Below are 18559 nucleotides of genomic sequence, written 5' to 3'. Positions count from 1 at the left end.
CTTAGAATCATCTAGCTTTCGCTGAACCCGATGATTCCACCCTCAAGCGCGTATGGATCAAAAAGTCTTAGTCCTCAACGGCGATTACACCGCCATCACGCTGTGCAGCGTGCAGAAGGCCTTCGTCCTGCTATTTCTCGACAAAGCCGAGATGATAGCCCGGTCGGAAAACGGCGTTCTGCGCACGGTTAGCACGGCGTATCCCAAGCCCAGTATCATTCGGTTGCAGCGTTATGTGCGCGTGCCCTACAAAGGCATTGCCCTCAGCCGCCACAACATTATGAAGCGCGACCATTTCGAGTGCCAGTACTGCGGCTCCACCAAAAACCTGACGCTCGACCACGTAATGCCTCGTTCCCGCGGTGGCGATAGTAGTTGGAGCAATCTGCTCACGGCTTGCGCGCGGTGCAACCACGCCAAAGGCCACCGCACCCCGCAAGAAGCCGGCCTCACGATAAGGCAGCAGCCCAAGAAGCCTACGCTTTCGGGCTTTCTCAAACTCAGTGCTGGGACCATAGACCAGAACTGGCACGCCTATCTCAACAACTAAAGCCGGAAGCTATTGCTTGCCGGCTTTTTTTATGGCCTAGCCGCCGAGTGGTTTCGCCCCGTGTTGAGATGAAGTACAAATCCAATCTGTCTCAAGAAATTGAGCTTACAAGTCACGGTGTCTTTACAGACAAAAGCCCCAACTCTTTTCGAGAGCTGGGGCTTTTGTCTATGGCGCCGACTTACTTCGTCGGGCTGATGCTATTGGTTGGCGCGCACGGCTGAGGTGGTTGCAAACTCAACTAGGTCTTTATTCAGCTTGTCTTTGTCGGTGATGAACAGACCGTGCGGGGCACCTTTGTATACCACGTAGGTGGCGTGCTTGATGTGTTCCTGCATGCGGGCCCCGCTGTTTTTGATGGGCACCGTTTGGTCGTCCTCGCCGTGAATGACCAGTGTCGGGACTGTAATGCTGGCTAAGTCGCGGCGGAAGTCGGTTGCGGCGAAGGCGTGGGCGCAGCCGACCGTAGCTTGGTGCGCGCCGAGCGAGGCCATGCCAAACGACCAATCGAGCGTAGCTTGGCTAACCGGCTTACTCAGGACTCCCACGTTATAAAAGAGCTTGCCAAAAGTTTGCAGAAAGTCGAACCGGTCTTCGGCAATACCCGCTTGGATACCGTCGAAAGCCGATTTATCGACGCCATCGGGGTTGTCTTCGGTTTTGAGCAGGTAGGGCGTTACAGCAGCTATAAACGCCACTTTTGCCACGCGGGCACCACTGTGGCGGCTCATGTAGCGGGCCACTTCGCCGCCACCCATCGAGAAGCCGACAAGCGTTACATCGTGCAGATCCAGCTCGTCGAGTACGGCTTTCAGGTCGTCGGCTAGGGTGTCGTAGTCGTAGCCGGTCCAGGGCTTGCTGGAGTTGCCGAAACCGCGACGGGTGTAGGCTACTACGCGCAGGCCATGCTTAGGCAACTCTCCGATTTGATAAGACCAGGTTTCGTGGCTTTGGGGCCAACCGTGAATAAGCACCACCGGCGCACCCTGCCCAATGTCGGTATAGTGCAGTCTGATGTCTTGCCCATTGGCGTCTTGGCCTACTTTAATGTAGCTCATCGCTGAAGAGTTGGGTTGGTGGAAGAAGAACTGTTGTGCTATGCATACGCGGCTGGCTGAGCTAAAGATAGGGGCAAGACACTATTTTGCACGTATCGCACTGGGGTATCAATCTTATGTGCTTCAAGTAGCTGCCGGAGCTTATTAACTTTAATTCTTGCTCGATTGGCTATTGTAGCTCACGTGCATTCGATGGACAGAAGCAATGTGATAGGCAACCAACAATCGACCAGCGTAACAGGAAATGTGCAAAATCTGGTTGCTGGGAGTGAATCGTGGGTTGGCTAGCGTTGGATACGATACCTTTACCCGAATTACCACGTAGCTTTTTACATGCAAGCACCCAAATTCGCCGCGTCTCGCTCTTTCCACCAGGAGCTGAAGCGCCGCACCAACGCCTATTTCCAGGAAGCTGGCAAGGCTACCACCGGCGATGCCAGCCTCTTTATTAAAGCCATTATTCTCACGGCCTCGTTCGTCGCCGTGTATGTGCACCTCGTGTTCTGGACGCCCCCAGCGCTGCTGGCCGTGCTAGAATGTGCCTTGCTCGGTGGCATTGGGGCCGCTATTGGCTTCAACGTCATGCACGATGGCGCCCACGGCTCGTTCAGCAAATCGAAGTGGGTGAATCAGTTTGCGGCTTTCACGCTGAACGTGCTGGGTGGCAACTCTTTCATGTGGAACATGAAGCACAACCTCATTCACCACATGTACACCAACGTGGAAGGCGTGGATGATGACCTCGACGCGCAGCCATGGCTGCGGCTCAGCGCCGCCCAGCCGCGCCGCCGCTTGCATCGGTTTCAGCACCTGTACTTCTGGTTTTTCTACGCCCTGCTCTTCATTGCCTGGATATTCTACATGGACTATCAGAAGTATTTCCGGGGCAAAATAGGGGAGATGCCGCTCAAGAAAATGACGGCCACCGACCAAGGAGTATTCTGGGGCTTCAAGGTGCTGCACCTAGGCCTGTTTATGGCACTGCCCATCTACACAGTAGGCTTCTGGGGTTGGTTGATTGGCTTTGTGGTTTTTGCCTCAGTGGCAGGCTTCAGCCTCAGCATCGTGTTTCAATTGGCCCATACCGTGGAGCACACCAACTTCGTAGTGCCCCACGCCACCACCAACAAGATTGACGACGAGTGGGCCATTCACCAGATCAAAACCACCGCCAACTTCGCCACCGATAACAAGATTGTCAGCTGGCTTGTCGGGGGGCTCAACTTCCAAGTCGAGCACCATCTGTTCCCTAATATCTCGCACGTACACTACCCGGCTCTGAATAAAATTATCCGGCAGGTGTGTGAGGAGTTTAGCATCGAGTACAACGAATACCCCAAAATGCGCTACGCCGTGGCTTCGCACGTGGCCCATTTGCGGACTCTGGGCCGCGCATAGACAAAGCGAGCTGCACTTTATCAGCGTAACTCACGTTACAAGGTCTTCTTCGTCAGGCGTAGCGGGCGGATGTGTTGCATCTATATAAGATGTATATCCGTTCGTGATGCCTGTTTTTGCAAGTACCGTATGGCTGCGCAAGGTGCGAGGCTAGCCGTTTCTGCCACAAGGCAGTTGCGGCATACTTCGAGCCGCTTGGCTGCCCGGAGTTATCCGACAATCGACAAATCGGTCTTCCTTATGTCCCTGCCCAAATTCGCCGCGCCGCGGTCTTTCCACTCTGAGTTGAAACGCCGCATCAACGAGTATTTTGAAGAAGCTGGTACCGTTTCCACTGGCAATTTTAGCTTGCTCAGCAAAGCTGTACTACTCACGCTCAGCTTCGTGGGTCTGTATGTGCACCTCGTTTTTTTCACGCCACCCACTGCCTGGGCACTGTTAGAATGTGTGCTGCTAGGCGGCGCTATTGCCGCTATCGGTTTCAACGTGATGCACGACGGCGCGCACGGTTCGTTCAGCCGCTACAAGTGGCTCAACCATTTCGCCGCTTTCACCCTCAACGTACTGGGTGGCAGCAGTTACATGTGGAACGCCAAGCACAACCTCGTGCACCACACCTACACCAACATTGAAGGCCACGACGACGACATCGACATCCGGCCCTTCATGCGCATGACGCCCGACCAGCCGCGCTACAAGCTGCACCGCTTTCAGCACCTCTACTTCTGGTTCCTGTACTGCATGCTCTACATCTCCTGGATTTTCGTGATGGACTACCAGAAGTATTTCTCGCGCAAAATCGGGAACATGCCGCTCAAGAAAATGGCCCCCAGCGACCATCTGGTCTTCTGGGGCTTTAAGGTCTTGAACTTAGTTCTATACGTGGCACTACCCATTTACACCGTTGGTTTCCTCGGCTGGCTCGCCGGCTTTGCCGTTACCACCTGCTTCGCCGGGCTGGTGCTGAGCCTCGTGTTTCAATTGGCGCACACTGTAGAAGCCACGGCCTTCCCCGTACCCCACGAAACTACCGGTAAGTTGGAAGACGAGTGGGCCATTCATCAGGTAAAAACCACGGCCAATTTCGCCACTGAAAACCGCGTCATCAGCTGGCTCGTCGGCGGCCTCAACTTCCAAATTGAGCACCATCTGTTCCCAAAAATCTCGCACGTCCACTATCCGGCCATCAGCAAAATCCTGCGCCAGGCGTGTGCCGAGTTCAACATCCCCTACAACGAGTATCCGAAGATGCGCTACGCGGTTGTGTCGCACGTGGCATTCCTGCGGCAAATGGGGCGGAGCTAGGAGGATTTTCTGTTGCTGATTTTTCTATTTTTGTTGCTATGAAACAAGTAGTTGTTCATCTGCAATTGCCAGATTCAGTAGAGATAAGCGAAAAGGAACTGCAAGAGATGCTGTTGCAAAAGCTATCAGAAACGAACCGTCTCATTGAGGCTACGCCACCAGCAGAGAATCTACGTGTTCCAGCGAGCGACGCAGCGGAAATAAAGCATATCATTGGTCTATACTATGCTGAGAAGGCAGCCAATATGGTAGATGAGCTGTGGGATCAGAACGGTTGGACCGCCGCCACAATGGAGCAGTGGCTCACGGAGAGAATGCGTTCCTCTAGCCGTGAGACTTCGTGAGAATAATTCTTGATACTAATGTGCTGCTGGCCAATTTCAAGCAATGCACTTCTTATTGCCGATTATTAATAAAATCAAATTACAATTTTCAAGACGATTATCATGATCGCATTGACTTTCATAACGATGACATTGCTATGAACCAGCAGAACCAGGAGTATTGGGACAGCTTGTGAACTTAGGAACATATTTCAATTACTTGAGAACAAACTCTGTATCTTTGCCGCCCCGCCAGGGTGGCGGGCCAGGGCTTCGGCGCTGTGTATCAAGCAAAAACGCGTTCCGGAGGCGGGCCCTGCGCCGGACGTGTACAGAAGGGCCACTGCATCATATCATGGCAGAAGTAGTAGATAACTTCGACTGGGACAATGTCGGAGCCAACAGCTTCGGGGGTAACTATACCGCCGAGCAGCGCGCCGAGATGGAGCAGATGTACAGCGACACGCTGACCACTGTCCAGGAAGAAGAAGTAATTAAAGGCGTTGTAGTTGGTATCACCGACCGCGACGTAATTCTGAACATCGGCTTCAAATCCGATGGTCTGGTGCCCCTCTCTGAATTCCGCGACCTGACCGACCTCAAAGTTGGTGACGAGGTAGAGGTGTTCATTGAGGACCAGGAAGACGCCAATGGCCAACTGATCCTGTCGCGCAAGAAGGCGAAGATCAAGCAGGCGTGGAAGGCTATCTACGACGCTTTGGAAAACGACACCGTGCTGGAAGGCGTGGTGAAGCGCCGGACCAAAGGTGGTTTGATCATGGATCTGGATGGCGTAGAAGCCTTCCTGCCCGGCTCACAAATCGACGTGAAGCCTATCCGTGACTTCGACATCTACGTGGGCCGTCGCATGGAAGTGAAGGTGGTGAAAATCAACGCTGCTTTCGACAACGTGGTAGTTTCGCACAAAGTCCTGATCGAGAAAGACCTCGAGAAGCAGCGCGAAGCCATCCTCAACAACCTGGAAAAAGGCCAGATCCTCGAGGGCGTTATCAAGAACATGACCAACTTCGGCGTGTTCATCGACCTTGGCGGCGTAGACGGCCTGCTGCACATCACCGACATCTCGTGGGGCCGCATCGCGCACCCGAGCGAAGTGTTGCAGCTCGATCAAAAGCTGAACATCGTAGTTCTGGACTTCGACGAAGCCAAGAAGCGGATCAGCCTCGGCCTGAAGCAGCTGACTGCCCACCCATGGGATTCGCTGCCCGCCGACATGGGCGTAGGCTCGAAAGTGAAAGGCCGCATCGTGAACGTAGCCGACTATGGCGCGTTCATGGAAATCATCCCCGGCGTGGAAGGCCTCATCCACGTGTCGGAAATGAGCTGGAGCCAGCACCTGCGTAACCCGCAGGACTTCATCAAGCAGGGCGACGTGGTAGAAGCGCAGATTCTGACGCTCGACCGCGAAGACCGCAAGATGAGCCTCGGCATCAAGCAACTGAGCGAAGATCCGTGGACCCGTGGCGACTTCGGCGCCAAGTACGCCGTAGGAACCAAGCACAACGGTCTGGTGCGCAACCTCACCAACTTCGGCCTGTTCGTTGAACTGGAAGAAGGTGTTGATGGCCTCGTGCACGTGTCGGACCTGTCGTGGACCAAGAAGGTGAAGCATCCTTCGGAAGTTGTGAAGGTAGGCGACCGTCTGGACGTAGTAGTTCTGGAGCTGGACGTGGCTAACCGCCGCCTGGCCCTGGGCCACAAGCAGCTGGAAGAAAATCCCTGGGATACGTTCCAGACGGTATTTACTCCCGGCTCGGTACACAAGGCTACCATCACGGAGAAAACCGACCGTGGCGCCGTACTCGAACTACCTTACGGCATCGAAGGCTTCGCTTATCCGAAGTCGCTGGTGAAGGAAGATGGCAGCACCGCCGAAAACGGCGAGTCGCTGGACTTCCGCGTAACCGAGTTCTCGAAAGATGACCGTCGCATCGTGCTCTCGCACACGGCTGCTTACAACCAGCAAGCTGAAGAAGATGGCCGCGCTTCGAAGTTCACCAAGAAGAAGCCTGCTGGCGGTGCCGCTGGTGCTGCCGCCCAAGGCGAAGGCAAGCTGAGCGACCTCAAGAAGCCGGCCACGGCCGAGAAGTCGACCCTCGGCGACTTGGATGCTCTGAGCGCCCTGCGCGACAAGATGATGGGCAACGAGCGTCAGGCGGGCGAGCAGAAGCTGGCTACCAAAGCCGCTCCAACTCTCGCCGCAGAAGCTGCTCCGGCGGCTGATGCTGACGAAGCTCCCGCTACCGGCGGTGGTATCGTAGCCGCCGTAACCGGTGCCGCTTCGGCTGCCATCGAGAAAGCCAAAGAAGTGGTCGGCGACGCCGTAGAGGCTGCCACCCACACGGAAGCTTTCGAGAAAGCCAAGGAAGTAGCGGGCGACGTAGTAGACACGGTGAAAAACGCCCTGACCAGCAACGACGCTGACAAGAAAGAAGACGAGCAAGCGTAAGCTTAGTAGCCTTCGGAACAGACAAGGCCCCGGCGAAAGTCGGGGCCTTTTTTGCGTGGTTGTACTCGGCTATCATCGTCGTCGAAAAGAAGCTACGGTTCATCGGCCCCGAAAATTTTCTACACAATGCCAGTCAGTTACCTGCTGCCAGCCGAAAACCAAGCCTTGGCATTGGCAAAAGTCAGATTAACGCGTATGTTTGCATCCCCAAACCAACGGTGACGTGACCGAGTGGCTAGGTAGAGGTCTGCAAAACCTCCTACAGCGGTTCGAATCCGCTCGTCACCTCTTTTAAGGAGAAAAACCCCACTGTTCGTCAACTACTTACAGTGGGGTTTTTCCTTTTTAGTACAACATAGGTATAACATCGCCTAATGAAAGCTAGATTGACTGTAATCTTGATCGATTCAAATGGCTGGTTTAAGTTTTGCTCCTCCGGTAGCACCTATATTCAAATCTCTATTGAGCCCTGCGGTCATCAGCATAGAAGGTGAATATGATACCAGAGGCCATGCACCATTGAAAGTCTTGTGTGATGATGATCGGTTTTATGTTGTTAAGAACGCTGGGTCACATATACCCCCTTGTTTCCTGATAAGTGAGTTTCTAGGCCATTTTCTTCTGAAAGTTTGGGGGTTGCCGACTCCAGAGGCAGCTGTAATTGATCTACCTGCTACATATGTTGATGCTTACAAAGTAGCCCAGCCCACTAAACTTTCTAGGAGACAAATAACATCTCACTTTGCTCGTCCATGCTTCGGGTCTCGTGTTATATCACATGCAGTTGAGGTTGGCCCTCTGCAACAAACCACACGAAGTAGCAGCTGGCGGCGTACAGAGAATTTCTTCGACCTGTTGCTGCTTACACTGCTAGATATTTGGATTGAAAATGATGACCGCAAACCAAGTAATCCTAATTTACTACTGGTACCTACCTCCGAGCGCCGCTATAGGTGGACAGCTATTGATCATGCTTTCTGTTTTAGCTCTTTGCCGTATGACCAATTGGTGAATGGGTGTGTATCCATGTCATTTAACGACTCACTTCTATTTACACCTATGATGGCTGGGCTGAAGCGGTTGACTCGCCTTGCTCCAAACTGGACCACAGAAATTACAAACGCTTTTTATCTTAGGGTCAACGCTTGCCAAGCAGCCTTTCCTACGATGTGCGCGTTAATACCTTCAGAGCTTGGATTTACTCCTGCGCTTCAAACTAATATGGCTGATTTTCTGTTCGATAGACAGAGGAATCAGTTAGTTTTGAACGAGTACTTTGCTCACTTTCTTCCTTAATATGGAACCGTTTTACACGCTCGTACGCATAGTACCTGGCCCTTCAGGGAGCGACGTGATTACGGTAGGGCTTCTAGCTCATACTGGCACAAAGCTCCATCTGCGTATATCTCCATTCAAGGTCAGACTAGCACGCCATTTTTTCAACTCAGATATAGCTCATTGGGTGGACAGCACCTTGAAACAGCTTCAACGCAAAGTTCAGGATGCGAATGAAAGAGTCGAGAAGATAGAGTTACAGAAGCATCAGATGCAGCAATCAATCACACTGCATAGTGATGCGTTTGATCCACTTGCTTTTTCATTTGGCGAGGTAGACTATATGCACCGTTATTACAACGGGCTCTTACAGTTCAGTACGCCGACTCCTGTTGCCACTGAACTAACGGACAAAGTATTAGATACTTTGTATAAATCCTTTGTGTCAACCCACATCGAGGAACCGGTATATGCAAATAATGATATCGCAGTTCAGCTATTTCAGGATAGAGTGGAAAAGCGCTTATTGAACAGGGTTGCTAGCAAAGTAAATGTTAATCTTCCTGTTCGAGAGTTTGTGCTGCCTAGCTTGCACTTCCCTTTTGAGATGGATTGCATAGGAATTAATGGAGCTTTAGTTGGGGCTTTTGCAATCGACTTCTCACAGTCATCCACTACGACTGACAAAAAGTTTGGGCATTATGTGGATGTTATTAACAGACTCATACATAAGTTCCAGCGCCAAGAAAAAGAGAATGCATTCTATTTAATAGCTGATGAACCCGCTGCAGCGCAATCCGAGAAAATAAAGCAGTTTCGTAGTTGGCGGGAACATCCTCAGATTAAGGTGATTGGTTCGCAAGATGTGACCCAGGTTGCTGAGAGAATAGAGCGAACAGATGCCCAACCGCTTGTGCCATTTGCTGACACGTTAGCTGCTAGTGAAGCTTAAACCAAAAGCCCTTACCACTAGGCTTGTCCTTACCCAAATCTTGACTGCGAAAGCGCTGGCCGATAGGCCGGCGCTTTTTTGCTTTTTGCGCGTAGCTTGAGGGATGAGCATTTCGCAGCACTTCTGTGATGCCCACCAGTGGGCGCAGACGCACTTTGGCAGCGTGCAACTCGGTGACGTGCGCCGGCGCGTGTGCACGCTGGCCGCCGGCTGGGCCCGCCAGCCCGGGGCCAGCATTCCCCGCCTCGGAGCGGGGTCTGCTTACGCCAGCAAAGCGGCCTACCAGTTGCTGGGCGGAGCGTCGGCCACCCCCGATACGTTGCAAGGCCCCCACCGGGCATTGGTTCAGCAGCAGTTGCAGGCAGCGGGCACCTACTTGCTGCTGGAGGATACGACCCAGCTGCGCTGGGCCCCGGCCACGGCTCGCCGGGCCGGCCTGGGGCCGGTTGGGGCGGGGGCCAGCGGGGAGCAGGGCGTGTTGCTGCACTCGCTGGTGGCCGCCCACTGGCCGGCCGACCATGCCCCGGCGCAGGGGCCGCGCCCCCCGCTGCCGCTGCTGGGCCTGCTCGACCAGCAATTTTACGTGCGCCAGGCACGCTCCGCCGCCGAGAAGGCGCACCCCCACGGCGGTATTCGGCCCCGGCAGGGGCGGGCCCGCGAGTCCGCGTTGTGGGCCCAGAGCCTGCGGGCCGTTGGCTCCCCGCCCGCGGGCGGGCGCTGGGTGGTGGTCGCCGACCGCGGGGCGGACATCTACGAGCACCTGCGCCAGTGCCGGCAGCAAGGGCTAGGCTTTGTGGTGCGTGCGGCCCAAGACCGGGGCCTGGTGGTGGCGGCCGGCGCACCAGCAGCCACGCTCTTTGCCGTGGCCCGGGACCAGCCCAGTGCCGGGCAAATCGAGTTGCCCTTGCGTGCTCGGCCGGGCCAGGCCGCCCGTTTGGCCTGCTTGCGGGTGAGCTACAGCCCACTACTGGCCTTGCGGGCCCCGCAACGGCCCGGGGCCAGCGCGGGCAAGGGTGCGCCGGTGGCGGCCAGCGTGGTGCGGGTTTGGGAGCCGGCCGGCAAGCTGGAATGGCTGCTGCTCTGCGACGACGTCATGGCCACCGATGCCCAAGCCCGGGAACGGGCCCAGCAATACGCCAGTCGCTGGCTTATCGAGGACTTTCACAAGGCCCTCAAAACCGGTTTGGGGGCCGAACGCCTGCAACTGCACACGGCCTCGCGCCTGTTTGCGGCCGTGGCTCTGCTCAGCGTGGTAGCCCTGGCCTTGGTGGACCTGCGCGAACACAGCCGCCAGCAGCCCGGTGGGCCCGCAGAAACGGCGGGCTTATCCACCCTTTATTTACGGGTACTGCGCAGCCAGCGCGCCCGACCTATCCAGACCGTGCGGGACGTATTCTATGCCCTGGCGGGGTTGGGTGGCCACTTAGGACGTGTCAGCGATGGGCCGCCGGGCTGGCAGACGCTCTGGTTGGGCATGGTCCACTTGCGCTACCTCGTCGAGGGCGTACAACTGGCCAACCACCTGCCTCCAAACGAGCATTAAAAAAGCGCCGACCTACTGGTCGGCGCTTTCGAGGATTTGGGTAACGACAAGCCATTAGGTCGGGGCTTTTTCCATCTTGGTCCCTTACCTACTGACTGACCTCTATACATTCTCATTTCCCCATAAACATGGATCCAACAGATGAGTCTTTGTACAGTCATGGAATAGCCGACAAGTTGCAGTCCTTTATGAAGGAGGCATGGGCGATTGAAAAGAAGTACAAGTCTTTCTTCGCGGAAACATCTTCTCGCCACTCGCTTGGCGGAGTAGAGGTGCCCTTGAACATCGGTGAATTTTACGTGCTGAATTATGACGGTGTATGAGCTTCGCTCACGACCATTCCAGAACTTCCCCTCTACATTGACGATGCCGACAAAGGCGTTTAAGCTCGTCACCTCTTTTAGTATTCAAAGCCCCGCTGAAAGTTAATAGCTTACGGTGGGGCTTTTGATTTTTGAAATGCTGAGCTACAATTACATCTAATTTTTCAGCAAAAGCAGTCTTGCATGAAATCGGCACTGCATAAGGTGATTCTGACACTGGCGCTGGCAGCTTCAGTCTTTGTTCAAGCCGAGGCGCAAGTAGCGCCCGTGCCCGCTGACACTACGCACAAGTTTGAAAATCCAGGAGGTATACCGGCCCTAAACAAGCAACCCTGGTACAAGGGCAAGCTGGTGCGGGCGACCATCGTACCCGCAGTGCTTATCGGCTACGGGGCCTACACGTTTAATGACGGCGGATTCTATACCAATCAGGAAGCCAACCGCGACATTCACAAGCTATTTCCCACTTACCGCACCAAGCTTGATAACGTGCTGCTTCTCGCGCCGTACCTGGAACTCGGAGCCGTGGCGTTGGCCGGCGTAGAGTCGCGCGACGACCGGATAAATACCGGGCTGGTGGTGCTCAAAAGTGAGCTATTTATGCTGGCTACGGTATTCGCGGTGAAGAACCTCACCCGCGAGACCAGGCCCGATGGTTCCGATAATCTGTCGTTTCCATCGGGGCACACGGCGCAGGCGTTTCTGGCGGCCAGCATCGTACATACCGAGCTGCGCGACCAAAGCCAGTGGTACGGAGTCGGGGCGTATACTATTGCTACGAGCGTGGCGGCATTGCGCATGATCAACAGCAAGCACTGGCAGAGCGACGTGGTAGCGGGAGCAGGGTTTGGTATCTTGTCGGCGCACGTGGGCTACCTTACCCACCGTAACCGCTGGGGCCGCAAGCCCCGGCTGCCGAAGGGCATGAGCTTCGTGCCTACCTGGCAGCCCGGCGGGGGCATGGGCCTTGGAATGATGTGGCAGTTGCGCTGAAAAACTTTTCTGTCTCCGGTTATGTGGTGGATTTATGCGTTGCTGGCAGCTCTTTTCGCGGCACTAACCGCCGTGCTGGCCAAAATCGGCATCAAGGGTGTCGACTCTAATCTGGCCACGGCCGTGCGGACGGTAGTGGTGCTCGTGCTGGCCTGGGGCATCGTGTGCTTTCGGGGCGGACTGGCCGAGGTAAACACGCTCACGCGTACCAACTGGGTTTTCCTGACCTTGTCGGGGCTGGCGACGGGCTTGTCGTGGATTTTCTATTTCCGGGCCTTGCAGCTAGGTAAAGTTTCGCAGGTGGCCCCGGTAGACAAGCTTAGCGTGGCGCTGGCTATTGGGCTGTCGGTGCTGTTTCTGGGCGAAACCATTACCTGGCAAACGGGCCTGGGCGCCGGACTCATCGTGGCGGGCACGCTGGTGTTGATTTGGGGCTGAGCGAGAAGGTATGGAACCATACAGCGCTATGGCCAGCGCAAGGGGCAAAGTCAATGTAAATCGACAGCCTGCTTCTTTTTTCACGGGAATAGATTTAGAGTATATTTGCCCGGCGAGTAGAACTGCTCGTTTTCCTGTTTTCAGCTTACCGAGTGCCCTGGTTGATTAGCCCCAACCAGGGCAAATTTTTTTGGCGCTAGCGGCTCAAGCAAGACGTCGGCCGCTGTACCAGACTGGTACTACATCGTAGGCTATTGCTCCGCTGACCCTGGAAAGAGGGATTCTGAACAATAAACATTTGAACGGCTCCACGTAGTAGCAGAGGCGGATGATGGCGCTGCAATGTAGCCGCTGGCTTTGCAGCCTCAAATTCCTACATTTAACTCCGACGTACACGCAGCCCAATTTTGTTTCCACTCTCTCCTTACGTATGAAGATTATCGACCTCCGCACCATGCGCGGGCCTAGCTACTGGTCCGTGAAGCATTACAAGCTGATTGTAATGAAGGTGGACATGCAGGATATGGCCGAAACTTGGTCGAGTAGTGTGCCGGCGCTGGCCGAGCAACTGCCGACGCTACTGCCAGAGCTGGGCCATTTGGACCCGGCCGAATCCGGCAAGCCGGCCCCGAAGCATCCTCCCCTCACGCGGGAGCATTTGATTGATGGCGAGCCGCTGAGCCACGTAATACAGTGCGTGGCGTTGGCCTTGCAGCGCACGGCCGGCATGCCCGTGTACTGGGGCAAATCATACCCGGCTCACCAGGAGGGCGTAGATTTCGTGGTGTTCTGCTACCAGGAGGAGCGGGCAGGCCGAGTGGCGGCCGAGGCGGCGGTTGAGCTTGTGGACGACCTATGTCATGGCCGGGCAGTGGATGTGCAGCCCGTTATTGAAAAGCTGCACAAGATCCGGGAAGACGAATTTTTTGGCCCCAGCACCTGGAGCATCGTATCGGAGGCGGCCTCGCGCAACATTCCGTACATCCAGCTCAAGAACAGCAACATTATTCAGCTGGGCTACGGCGTAAATCAGAAGCGCATCTGGGCCACTACCACCAGCTACACTTCGCACGCCGGGGTGGAAGTGGCCGGCAATAAGAACCGCACCAAGGCCATGCTCCGCGACTCGGGCGTGCCCGTGCCCAACGGTACCACGGTGTACTCCGAAGCCGGTCTGCGCGATGCAATAGAGGAGCTAGGCTTCCCCATCGTGACGAAGCCGCTCGATGGCAACCACGGCAAAGGCGCTACCATTCGCATCATGAATTGGGAAGATGCCGCCGAAGGCCTGAAAGCCGCCCAGAAATATTCTCGTGCCGTTATTGTCGAGCAGTTTATTGAGGGCCACGATTACCGGCTACTGGTTGTGAATGGCAAGCTCATTGCCGCCGCCAAGCGCACTCCGGCCGCTGTGACGGGCAATGGTAGCAGCACCATTCAGCAACTCATCGACAAGGTAAACGAAGACCCCCGCCGCGGCGTCGGCCACGAAAAGGAGCTCACCAGCATCACGGCCGACCAGCATACGTTGGAGTTGCTGAAGGCGCATGATCTTAGCTTGGAATCGGTATTGCCGGCCGGGCAGGAAGTGTATCTGAAAAGCACGGCCAACATCAGCACCGGCGGCACCGCCACCGACGTTACCGACCTCGTGCACCCCTACAACTTACTGCTCGCCGAACGGGTAGCTGGCATCGTGGGCCTCGATATCTGCGGTATCGACGTGCTGACTTCGGACATTGCCATTCCGCTGAATGAAACCCGGGGTGCCGTGATTGAGGTGAATGCCGCGCCGGGCTTCCGCATGCACATTTCGCCCACCGAAGGCCTGCCCCGCAACGTAGCGGCCCCCGTAATCGACATGCTGTTTCCGCGCGACAGTACGGCCCGCATTCCCATCTTCGCCGTGACGGGCACCAACGGCAAAACCACTACTACGCTGCTGCTGGCGCATATCGTAGCCTCCCTCGGCTATAAAGTGGGCCACACCACCACCAATGGCATCTACATTCAGGGCGTGCAGTTGGAAAAAGGTGACTGTACCGGCGGCGTCAGCGCAGAGTTTGTGCTGAAAGACCCGACGGTGAACTTCGCGGTGCTGGAAACGGCCCGCGGGGGCATGTTGCGCTCCGGCCTCGGCTTCCACACCTGCGACGTAGCCGTGGTGACCAACGTAGCCGCCGACCACTTGGGCATGCGCGATATCTACACCGTGGAAGAAATGGCGGCCGTAAAGGGCGTATTGCCCCGCACGGTGCGCAAAACCGGCTGGGCTGTGCTCAACGCCGATGATGATCTGGTGTACGCCATGCGCGAAAAGCTGGAGTGTTGCGTCGCGCTGTTCAGCATGAACGAGCACAGCCCCCGCATTCGGGAGCACGCCGAGCATGGCGGGCTGGTGGCCGTGTACGAAGACGGCTACGTTACCATTTACAAGAACAGCTACAAGCTGCGCATCGGCCGGGCCGCCGAGTTTCCTGTCACGTTTGGGGGCCGTGCCACCTTCAACATCGAAAACTCGCTGGCCGCGGCGCTGGCCTGCTATTGCTACGGCTTCGACAAGGACGACATCCGGCAGGCCTTGCGCACTTTCGTGCCTTCGGCGGCCAAGTCGCCGGGCCGTATGAACCTGTACAAGTTCCCCAACTTCGAGGTCATCGTCGATTACGCGCACAACACGCATGGCATCGAGAAATTCGCGGAGTTCCTGAACGCCACCGAAGCCACGCGCAAAATAGGCGTGGTATCGGGCCTCGGCGACCGGCGCGAAGAAGACACGCTCAGCTTCGCCCGCGTGGCCGGCCGCACCTTCGACGAAATCATCCTGCGCCAGGACCGGGACCTGCGCGGCAAAACAGCCCAGGAACTCAAGGAACTCATGACCAGGGGCCTGCGCCTAGACGCACCCAACGTCCCCATCACCTACATCGAAAACGAAATGGACGCCATCGACCACGTGCTAGCCACCGCCCAGCCCGGCTCGGTCATCGTCCTGCTCACCGAAAACATCAGCGCCACCCTCCAAAAACTAGACGACTACGAATCGGATCACGGATTAGCGCGGATTTAAGCGGATTCCACGGATTTTGTGGACGATTCAAAACCAGAAGAGCTTGCCATTTGGCAAGCTCTTCTGGTTTTGTTGGATTAGGCCAGGCGGTATAACGACATCCACGCCAGCTACAAAATCCGTGAAATCCGTTAAAATCCGCGCTAATCCGTGATCCTACTTGAGCGTGAACGTCGTTTTGCCAATCATCACTCCTCCTTCGTAGAGTTCTACTGTGTGCAGACCAGTTTTGTACGGGGCACCTTTGGCGTACAAAAACTGCACGGGCTGGCGGGTGTTGTCGTACACGATGTCCTGCTTGGCCGTGTAGAAAGCTTCCGAACCATCAATCATAAACGTGCCGCCGCCGGTGCTGAGGTTGTACAAGGCAGCACCATCGGGCTCGATTAGGCGCAGCATAATCTGCTTGGTTTCCTTGGGCGATACGTCGTTGCGGCCCAGGTTGAAGCTAACTTTCACCTTTTCTACACGCTTGGCTTTGAACTCGTTGTCGTCGTCGTCTTTCTCCTTATTACGGGAGTTTACCACGCCTATCCGGATGTTCTCCGCTTGCAGGCGCGAAGCTACGGCCACCTTCTCGCTCAGCTCTTGGTTGGTGCGCGCAATGGTAGTAATCGTGTCGCTGAGGCGGTTTTGACGTTCTTTAAGGGTGGTAGTTTCGGTGTAAAGCGCTTCGTTGTCGGCTTTGAGCTGGGCAATTTCTTCGTCCTTCTTCCGTAGCTGCGCTTCTAGGTTCTGAGCCCGTTGTTTGAAGCGCTGCTGGTCGGCCACCGAGAAGCTCTTGGATTTGAAGGAACGCAGCTTCAGCAGATCGGCATTGATGGAGGCGATTTTGGCTTCCAGCGAGTCGTTGGAGAGGCCCATGGCCTGTACCTCCTGGCTTTGGCGCTCGAAATCAGCCTTCAACTTTTCGTACTCCGTGATCTGCGTCTTGAGCAAATCATCTTTTTCTTTCACCTGAGAAGTGAGCTGTTCATTCTCCGCATTCTTCTCCCGGTTCATCCAGTACAGCACACCATTGATACCAAGTAGTACCAAGAAAAGAGCGGCGATGAGTAGGATACGACTGTTGTTCCGGGGTTCGGCGCTTTCGTTTTGTTCCATTGTGAACGGGGTTAAATGAAGACCAGGAGGTCGGCTAGGTGCATTATCTTTGTCCACAAACAAACGAAAAATTAAAACAAAACTGTTTTTTTCCGTCATTCGACAATAGTAAAAAAGTTTGAAGCTACATGGAATCCAATGCGGTATTTGATGAAAGCTATTGGCGTGACCGTTATACCACTGGGCGCACCGGTTGGGATACGGGCACGATAACGCCCCCTTTACGCGAGTATTTCCAGCAATTGGGTCCGCTTGATGCTCGGCGCATCTTAATTCCGGGAGCTGGGCGGGCATACGAAGCCGAGTATTTACACGAATTGGGTTTTTCTCAGGTATTTGTGGTCGACATTGCGCCCGAGGCATTGGCTGCTCTCCAGCAACGCGTCCCCGACTTTCCGCCGGATCATCTGTTGCTGCAAGATTTCTTCGCGCTGCCCGCCACGCCACCGTATGATCTGATAGTGGAGCAGACTTTCTTTTGTGCCCTAAATCCCAGCCAGCGCCCCGCTTACGCCCAGCAGTGCGCGCACCTATTGCGTCCCGGTGGTACGTTGGTGGGCCTGCTGTTCGAAACCGATTTTGGCCCCGTGACAGAGCCGCCCTTCGGTGGAACAAGAGAAGAATACCAGCCCTACTTCGAGCCGTATTTCGATTTCGTGCACTTCGACACCGCTTACAACTCGCTCCGGCCGCGGCAAGGGCGGGAGCTATTTATGTGCTTGAAGCGGAAAATGTAGCCTGAGCTTCAGCCCGCGCTTCATTCTCTCCAACCAGCAGAAGCGGCGGTATCCGTTACCTTTGCGGCTATCCAGGGCTGTTGCCACTTAGCGCCGCCCGAAGCTTAGCCTCATCCCATGCTCGACACTCTCGCTAACGCCCTGCCGCATTTCCGCAACACCAACTCCGGCCAGTTTTTCCTGATGGCCGGGCCCTGCGTAATAGAAGGCGAAGACATGGCGCTACGCATTGCTGAAAAAGTGCGCCACATCACCGATAAGCTCCAGATTCCCTACATCTTCAAAGGCTCGTATCGCAAAGCCAACCGCAGCCGCCTTGATTCCTTCACCGGCATCGGCGACGAAACGGCGCTGCGCATTCTGCAGAAAGTAGGCCGCGAAATGGGAGTGCCCACCGTTACCGATATTCACGAATCGGAGGAAGCGGCGCTGGCGGCGGCGTACGTGGACGTACTCCAGATTCCGGCTTTCCTGTGCCGGCAGACCGATTTGCTGATTGCGGCGGCCAATACGGGCAAAGTTGTGAACATCAAGAAAGGCCAGTTCCTCAACGGCGAGGCCATGCAGTTTGCCGTGGATAAGGTGCGCCAGTCCGGCAACAACCACGTCATCCTGACCGATCGGGGCAATTCGTTTGGCTATTCTGATCTGGTGGTCGACTTCCGCAATCTGCCCGCCATGCGCGATTTTGGCGTGCCGGTGGTGATGGACGTGACGCACTCCTTGCAACGTCCCAATCAAAGCAGCGGCGTTACGGGCGGCCAGCCGGCTCTTATCGAAACTATAGCCAAAGCCGCCATTGCCGTCGGCGCCGATGGCCTCTTCATCGAAACTCACCCAACTCCGGCCACCGCCAAGTCCGACGGCGCGAACATGCTGGCCTTGGACAAGCTGGAAGACTTGCTCATAAAGCTAACCCGCGTACGGGAAGCCGTGAAGTAGCTTGCTCGTTTTTCGTTGTTGGTTTTTCGTTTTTCGGGGTCCTCACAAAGACTTCGAAAAACGAGAAACCAACAACGA

The 18559-nt window shown here is 55.6% G+C and carries 16 protein-coding genes and 1 tRNA gene; 15 read left to right on the top strand and 2 right to left on the bottom strand.

Annotation, left to right across the window (positions count from 1 at the left end; genetic code table 11):
* The first annotated feature begins 52 nt into the window (after positions 1-52).
* The gene (locus ACYSMN_RS08645; RefSeq protein WP_488923464.1) at positions 53-550 is read left to right on the top strand and encodes an HNH endonuclease; all 498 of its coding nucleotides are present in this window, start codon (positions 53-55) and stop codon (positions 548-550) included.
* Between the two features lie 200 nt (positions 551-750).
* Here ACYSMN_RS08645 and ACYSMN_RS08640 read toward each other — a convergent pair whose 3' ends face one another.
* Positions 751-1608 carry an alpha/beta fold hydrolase gene (locus tag ACYSMN_RS08640; RefSeq protein ID WP_488923463.1) on the bottom strand — a complete coding sequence of 286 codons (858 nt, stop codon included), beginning with the start codon at positions 1606-1608 and terminating at the stop codon, positions 751-753.
* A gap of 333 nt (positions 1609-1941) precedes the next feature.
* Here ACYSMN_RS08640 and ACYSMN_RS08635 point away from each other — a divergent pair, with 333 nt between their 5' ends.
* The 12 genes from ACYSMN_RS08635 to cphA all read left to right on the top strand — a co-directional run bounded on the left by ACYSMN_RS08635 (position 1942) and on the right by cphA (position 15698).
* Positions 1942-3006 (top strand): fatty acid desaturase family protein, encoded by a 1065-nt coding sequence (locus tag ACYSMN_RS08635; RefSeq protein WP_488923462.1) that lies wholly within the window; start codon positions 1942-1944, stop codon positions 3004-3006.
* 240 nt (positions 3007-3246) lie between these two features.
* On the top strand, positions 3247-4311 hold the full coding sequence (locus tag ACYSMN_RS08630; RefSeq protein WP_488923461.1) for a fatty acid desaturase family protein: 1065 nt from the start codon (positions 3247-3249) through the stop codon (positions 4309-4311).
* A gap of 38 nt (positions 4312-4349) precedes the next feature.
* Positions 4350-4655, top strand: a complete 306-nt coding sequence (locus ACYSMN_RS08625) for a hypothetical protein (protein WP_488923460.1) — start codon at positions 4350-4352, stop codon at positions 4653-4655.
* A gap of 334 nt (positions 4656-4989) precedes the next feature.
* Entirely contained in the window at positions 4990-7104 is a 2115-nt protein-coding gene (rpsA, locus tag ACYSMN_RS08620; RefSeq protein WP_488923459.1) for a 30S ribosomal protein S1, read from the top strand.
* Positions 7105-7321: 217 nt separating this feature from the next.
* Positions 7322-7392, top strand: a tRNA-Cys gene (locus ACYSMN_RS08615).
* Between the two features lie 123 nt (positions 7393-7515).
* The gene (locus ACYSMN_RS08610; protein ID WP_488923458.1) at positions 7516-8400 is read left to right on the top strand and encodes a HipA family kinase; all 885 of its coding nucleotides are present in this window, start codon (positions 7516-7518) and stop codon (positions 8398-8400) included.
* Position 8401: 1 nt separating this feature from the next.
* Positions 8402-9331, top strand: coding sequence for a hypothetical protein (locus ACYSMN_RS08605; RefSeq protein ID WP_488923457.1), 930 nt, complete (start codon positions 8402-8404; stop codon positions 9329-9331).
* 103 nt (positions 9332-9434) lie between these two features.
* A complete protein-coding gene (locus tag ACYSMN_RS08600; protein WP_488923456.1) occupies positions 9435-10874 on the top strand; it encodes an IS4 family transposase in 1440 nt (479 codons plus the stop codon).
* Between the two features lie 128 nt (positions 10875-11002).
* Positions 11003-11197 (top strand): hypothetical protein, encoded by a 195-nt coding sequence (locus tag ACYSMN_RS08595; protein ID WP_488923455.1) that lies wholly within the window; start codon positions 11003-11005, stop codon positions 11195-11197.
* Between the two features lie 183 nt (positions 11198-11380).
* Complete coding sequence (locus tag ACYSMN_RS08590; protein ID WP_488923454.1) at positions 11381-12190, top strand: phosphatase PAP2 family protein; 810 nt, start codon at positions 11381-11383, stop codon at positions 12188-12190.
* A gap of 21 nt (positions 12191-12211) precedes the next feature.
* Positions 12212-12628, top strand: coding sequence for an EamA family transporter (locus ACYSMN_RS08585; protein ID WP_488923453.1), 417 nt, complete (start codon positions 12212-12214; stop codon positions 12626-12628).
* Positions 12629-13058: 430 nt separating this feature from the next.
* Positions 13059-15698, top strand: coding sequence for a cyanophycin synthetase (gene cphA / locus ACYSMN_RS08580; protein ID WP_488923452.1), 2640 nt, complete (start codon positions 13059-13061; stop codon positions 15696-15698).
* A 156-nt stretch (positions 15699-15854) separates the two neighbouring features.
* Here the strand turns inward: cphA and ACYSMN_RS08575 are convergent, their stop codons facing one another.
* Entirely contained in the window at positions 15855-16802 is a 948-nt protein-coding gene (locus tag ACYSMN_RS08575; RefSeq protein ID WP_488923451.1) for a hypothetical protein, read from the bottom strand.
* Positions 16803-16930: 128 nt separating this feature from the next.
* Here ACYSMN_RS08575 and ACYSMN_RS08570 point away from each other — a divergent pair, with 128 nt between their 5' ends.
* Both ACYSMN_RS08570 and kdsA read left to right on the top strand, forming a co-directional pair.
* Positions 16931-17539, top strand: a complete 609-nt coding sequence (locus ACYSMN_RS08570) for a methyltransferase domain-containing protein (RefSeq protein ID WP_488923450.1) — start codon at positions 16931-16933, stop codon at positions 17537-17539.
* A 117-nt stretch (positions 17540-17656) separates the two neighbouring features.
* Positions 17657-18481, top strand: a complete 825-nt coding sequence (gene kdsA, locus ACYSMN_RS08565) for a 3-deoxy-8-phosphooctulonate synthase (protein ID WP_488923449.1) — start codon at positions 17657-17659, stop codon at positions 18479-18481.
* Positions 18482-18559 lie beyond the last annotated feature (78 nt).

Source organism: Hymenobacter sp. M1-2, from assembly GCF_057808495.1.
This window is presented reverse-complemented; position numbering and strand designations above follow the sequence as displayed.

Coding starts and splice junctions, on each gene's coding strand:
- ACYSMN_RS08645 (WP_488923464.1), top strand. CDS start 53: ATGGATCAAAAAGTCTTAGTCCTCAACGGCGATTACACCGCCATCACG.
- ACYSMN_RS08640 (WP_488923463.1), bottom strand. CDS start 1,608: ATGAGCTACATTAAAGTAGGCCAAGACGCCAATGGGCAAGACATCAGA.
- ACYSMN_RS08635 (WP_488923462.1), top strand. CDS start 1,942: ATGCAAGCACCCAAATTCGCCGCGTCTCGCTCTTTCCACCAGGAGCTG.
- ACYSMN_RS08630 (WP_488923461.1), top strand. CDS start 3,247: ATGTCCCTGCCCAAATTCGCCGCGCCGCGGTCTTTCCACTCTGAGTTG.
- ACYSMN_RS08625 (WP_488923460.1), top strand. CDS start 4,350: ATGAAACAAGTAGTTGTTCATCTGCAATTGCCAGATTCAGTAGAGATA.
- rpsA (WP_488923459.1), top strand. CDS start 4,990: ATGGCAGAAGTAGTAGATAACTTCGACTGGGACAATGTCGGAGCCAAC.
- ACYSMN_RS08610 (WP_488923458.1), top strand. CDS start 7,516: ATGGCTGGTTTAAGTTTTGCTCCTCCGGTAGCACCTATATTCAAATCT.
- ACYSMN_RS08605 (WP_488923457.1), top strand. CDS start 8,402: ATGGAACCGTTTTACACGCTCGTACGCATAGTACCTGGCCCTTCAGGG.
- ACYSMN_RS08600 (WP_488923456.1), top strand. CDS start 9,435: ATGAGCATTTCGCAGCACTTCTGTGATGCCCACCAGTGGGCGCAGACG.
- ACYSMN_RS08595 (WP_488923455.1), top strand. CDS start 11,003: ATGGATCCAACAGATGAGTCTTTGTACAGTCATGGAATAGCCGACAAG.
- ACYSMN_RS08590 (WP_488923454.1), top strand. CDS start 11,381: ATGAAATCGGCACTGCATAAGGTGATTCTGACACTGGCGCTGGCAGCT.
- ACYSMN_RS08585 (WP_488923453.1), top strand. CDS start 12,212: ATGTGGTGGATTTATGCGTTGCTGGCAGCTCTTTTCGCGGCACTAACC.
- cphA (WP_488923452.1), top strand. CDS start 13,059: ATGAAGATTATCGACCTCCGCACCATGCGCGGGCCTAGCTACTGGTCC.
- ACYSMN_RS08575 (WP_488923451.1), bottom strand. CDS start 16,802: ATGGAACAAAACGAAAGCGCCGAACCCCGGAACAACAGTCGTATCCTA.
- ACYSMN_RS08570 (WP_488923450.1), top strand. CDS start 16,931: ATGGAATCCAATGCGGTATTTGATGAAAGCTATTGGCGTGACCGTTAT.
- kdsA (WP_488923449.1), top strand. CDS start 17,657: ATGCTCGACACTCTCGCTAACGCCCTGCCGCATTTCCGCAACACCAAC.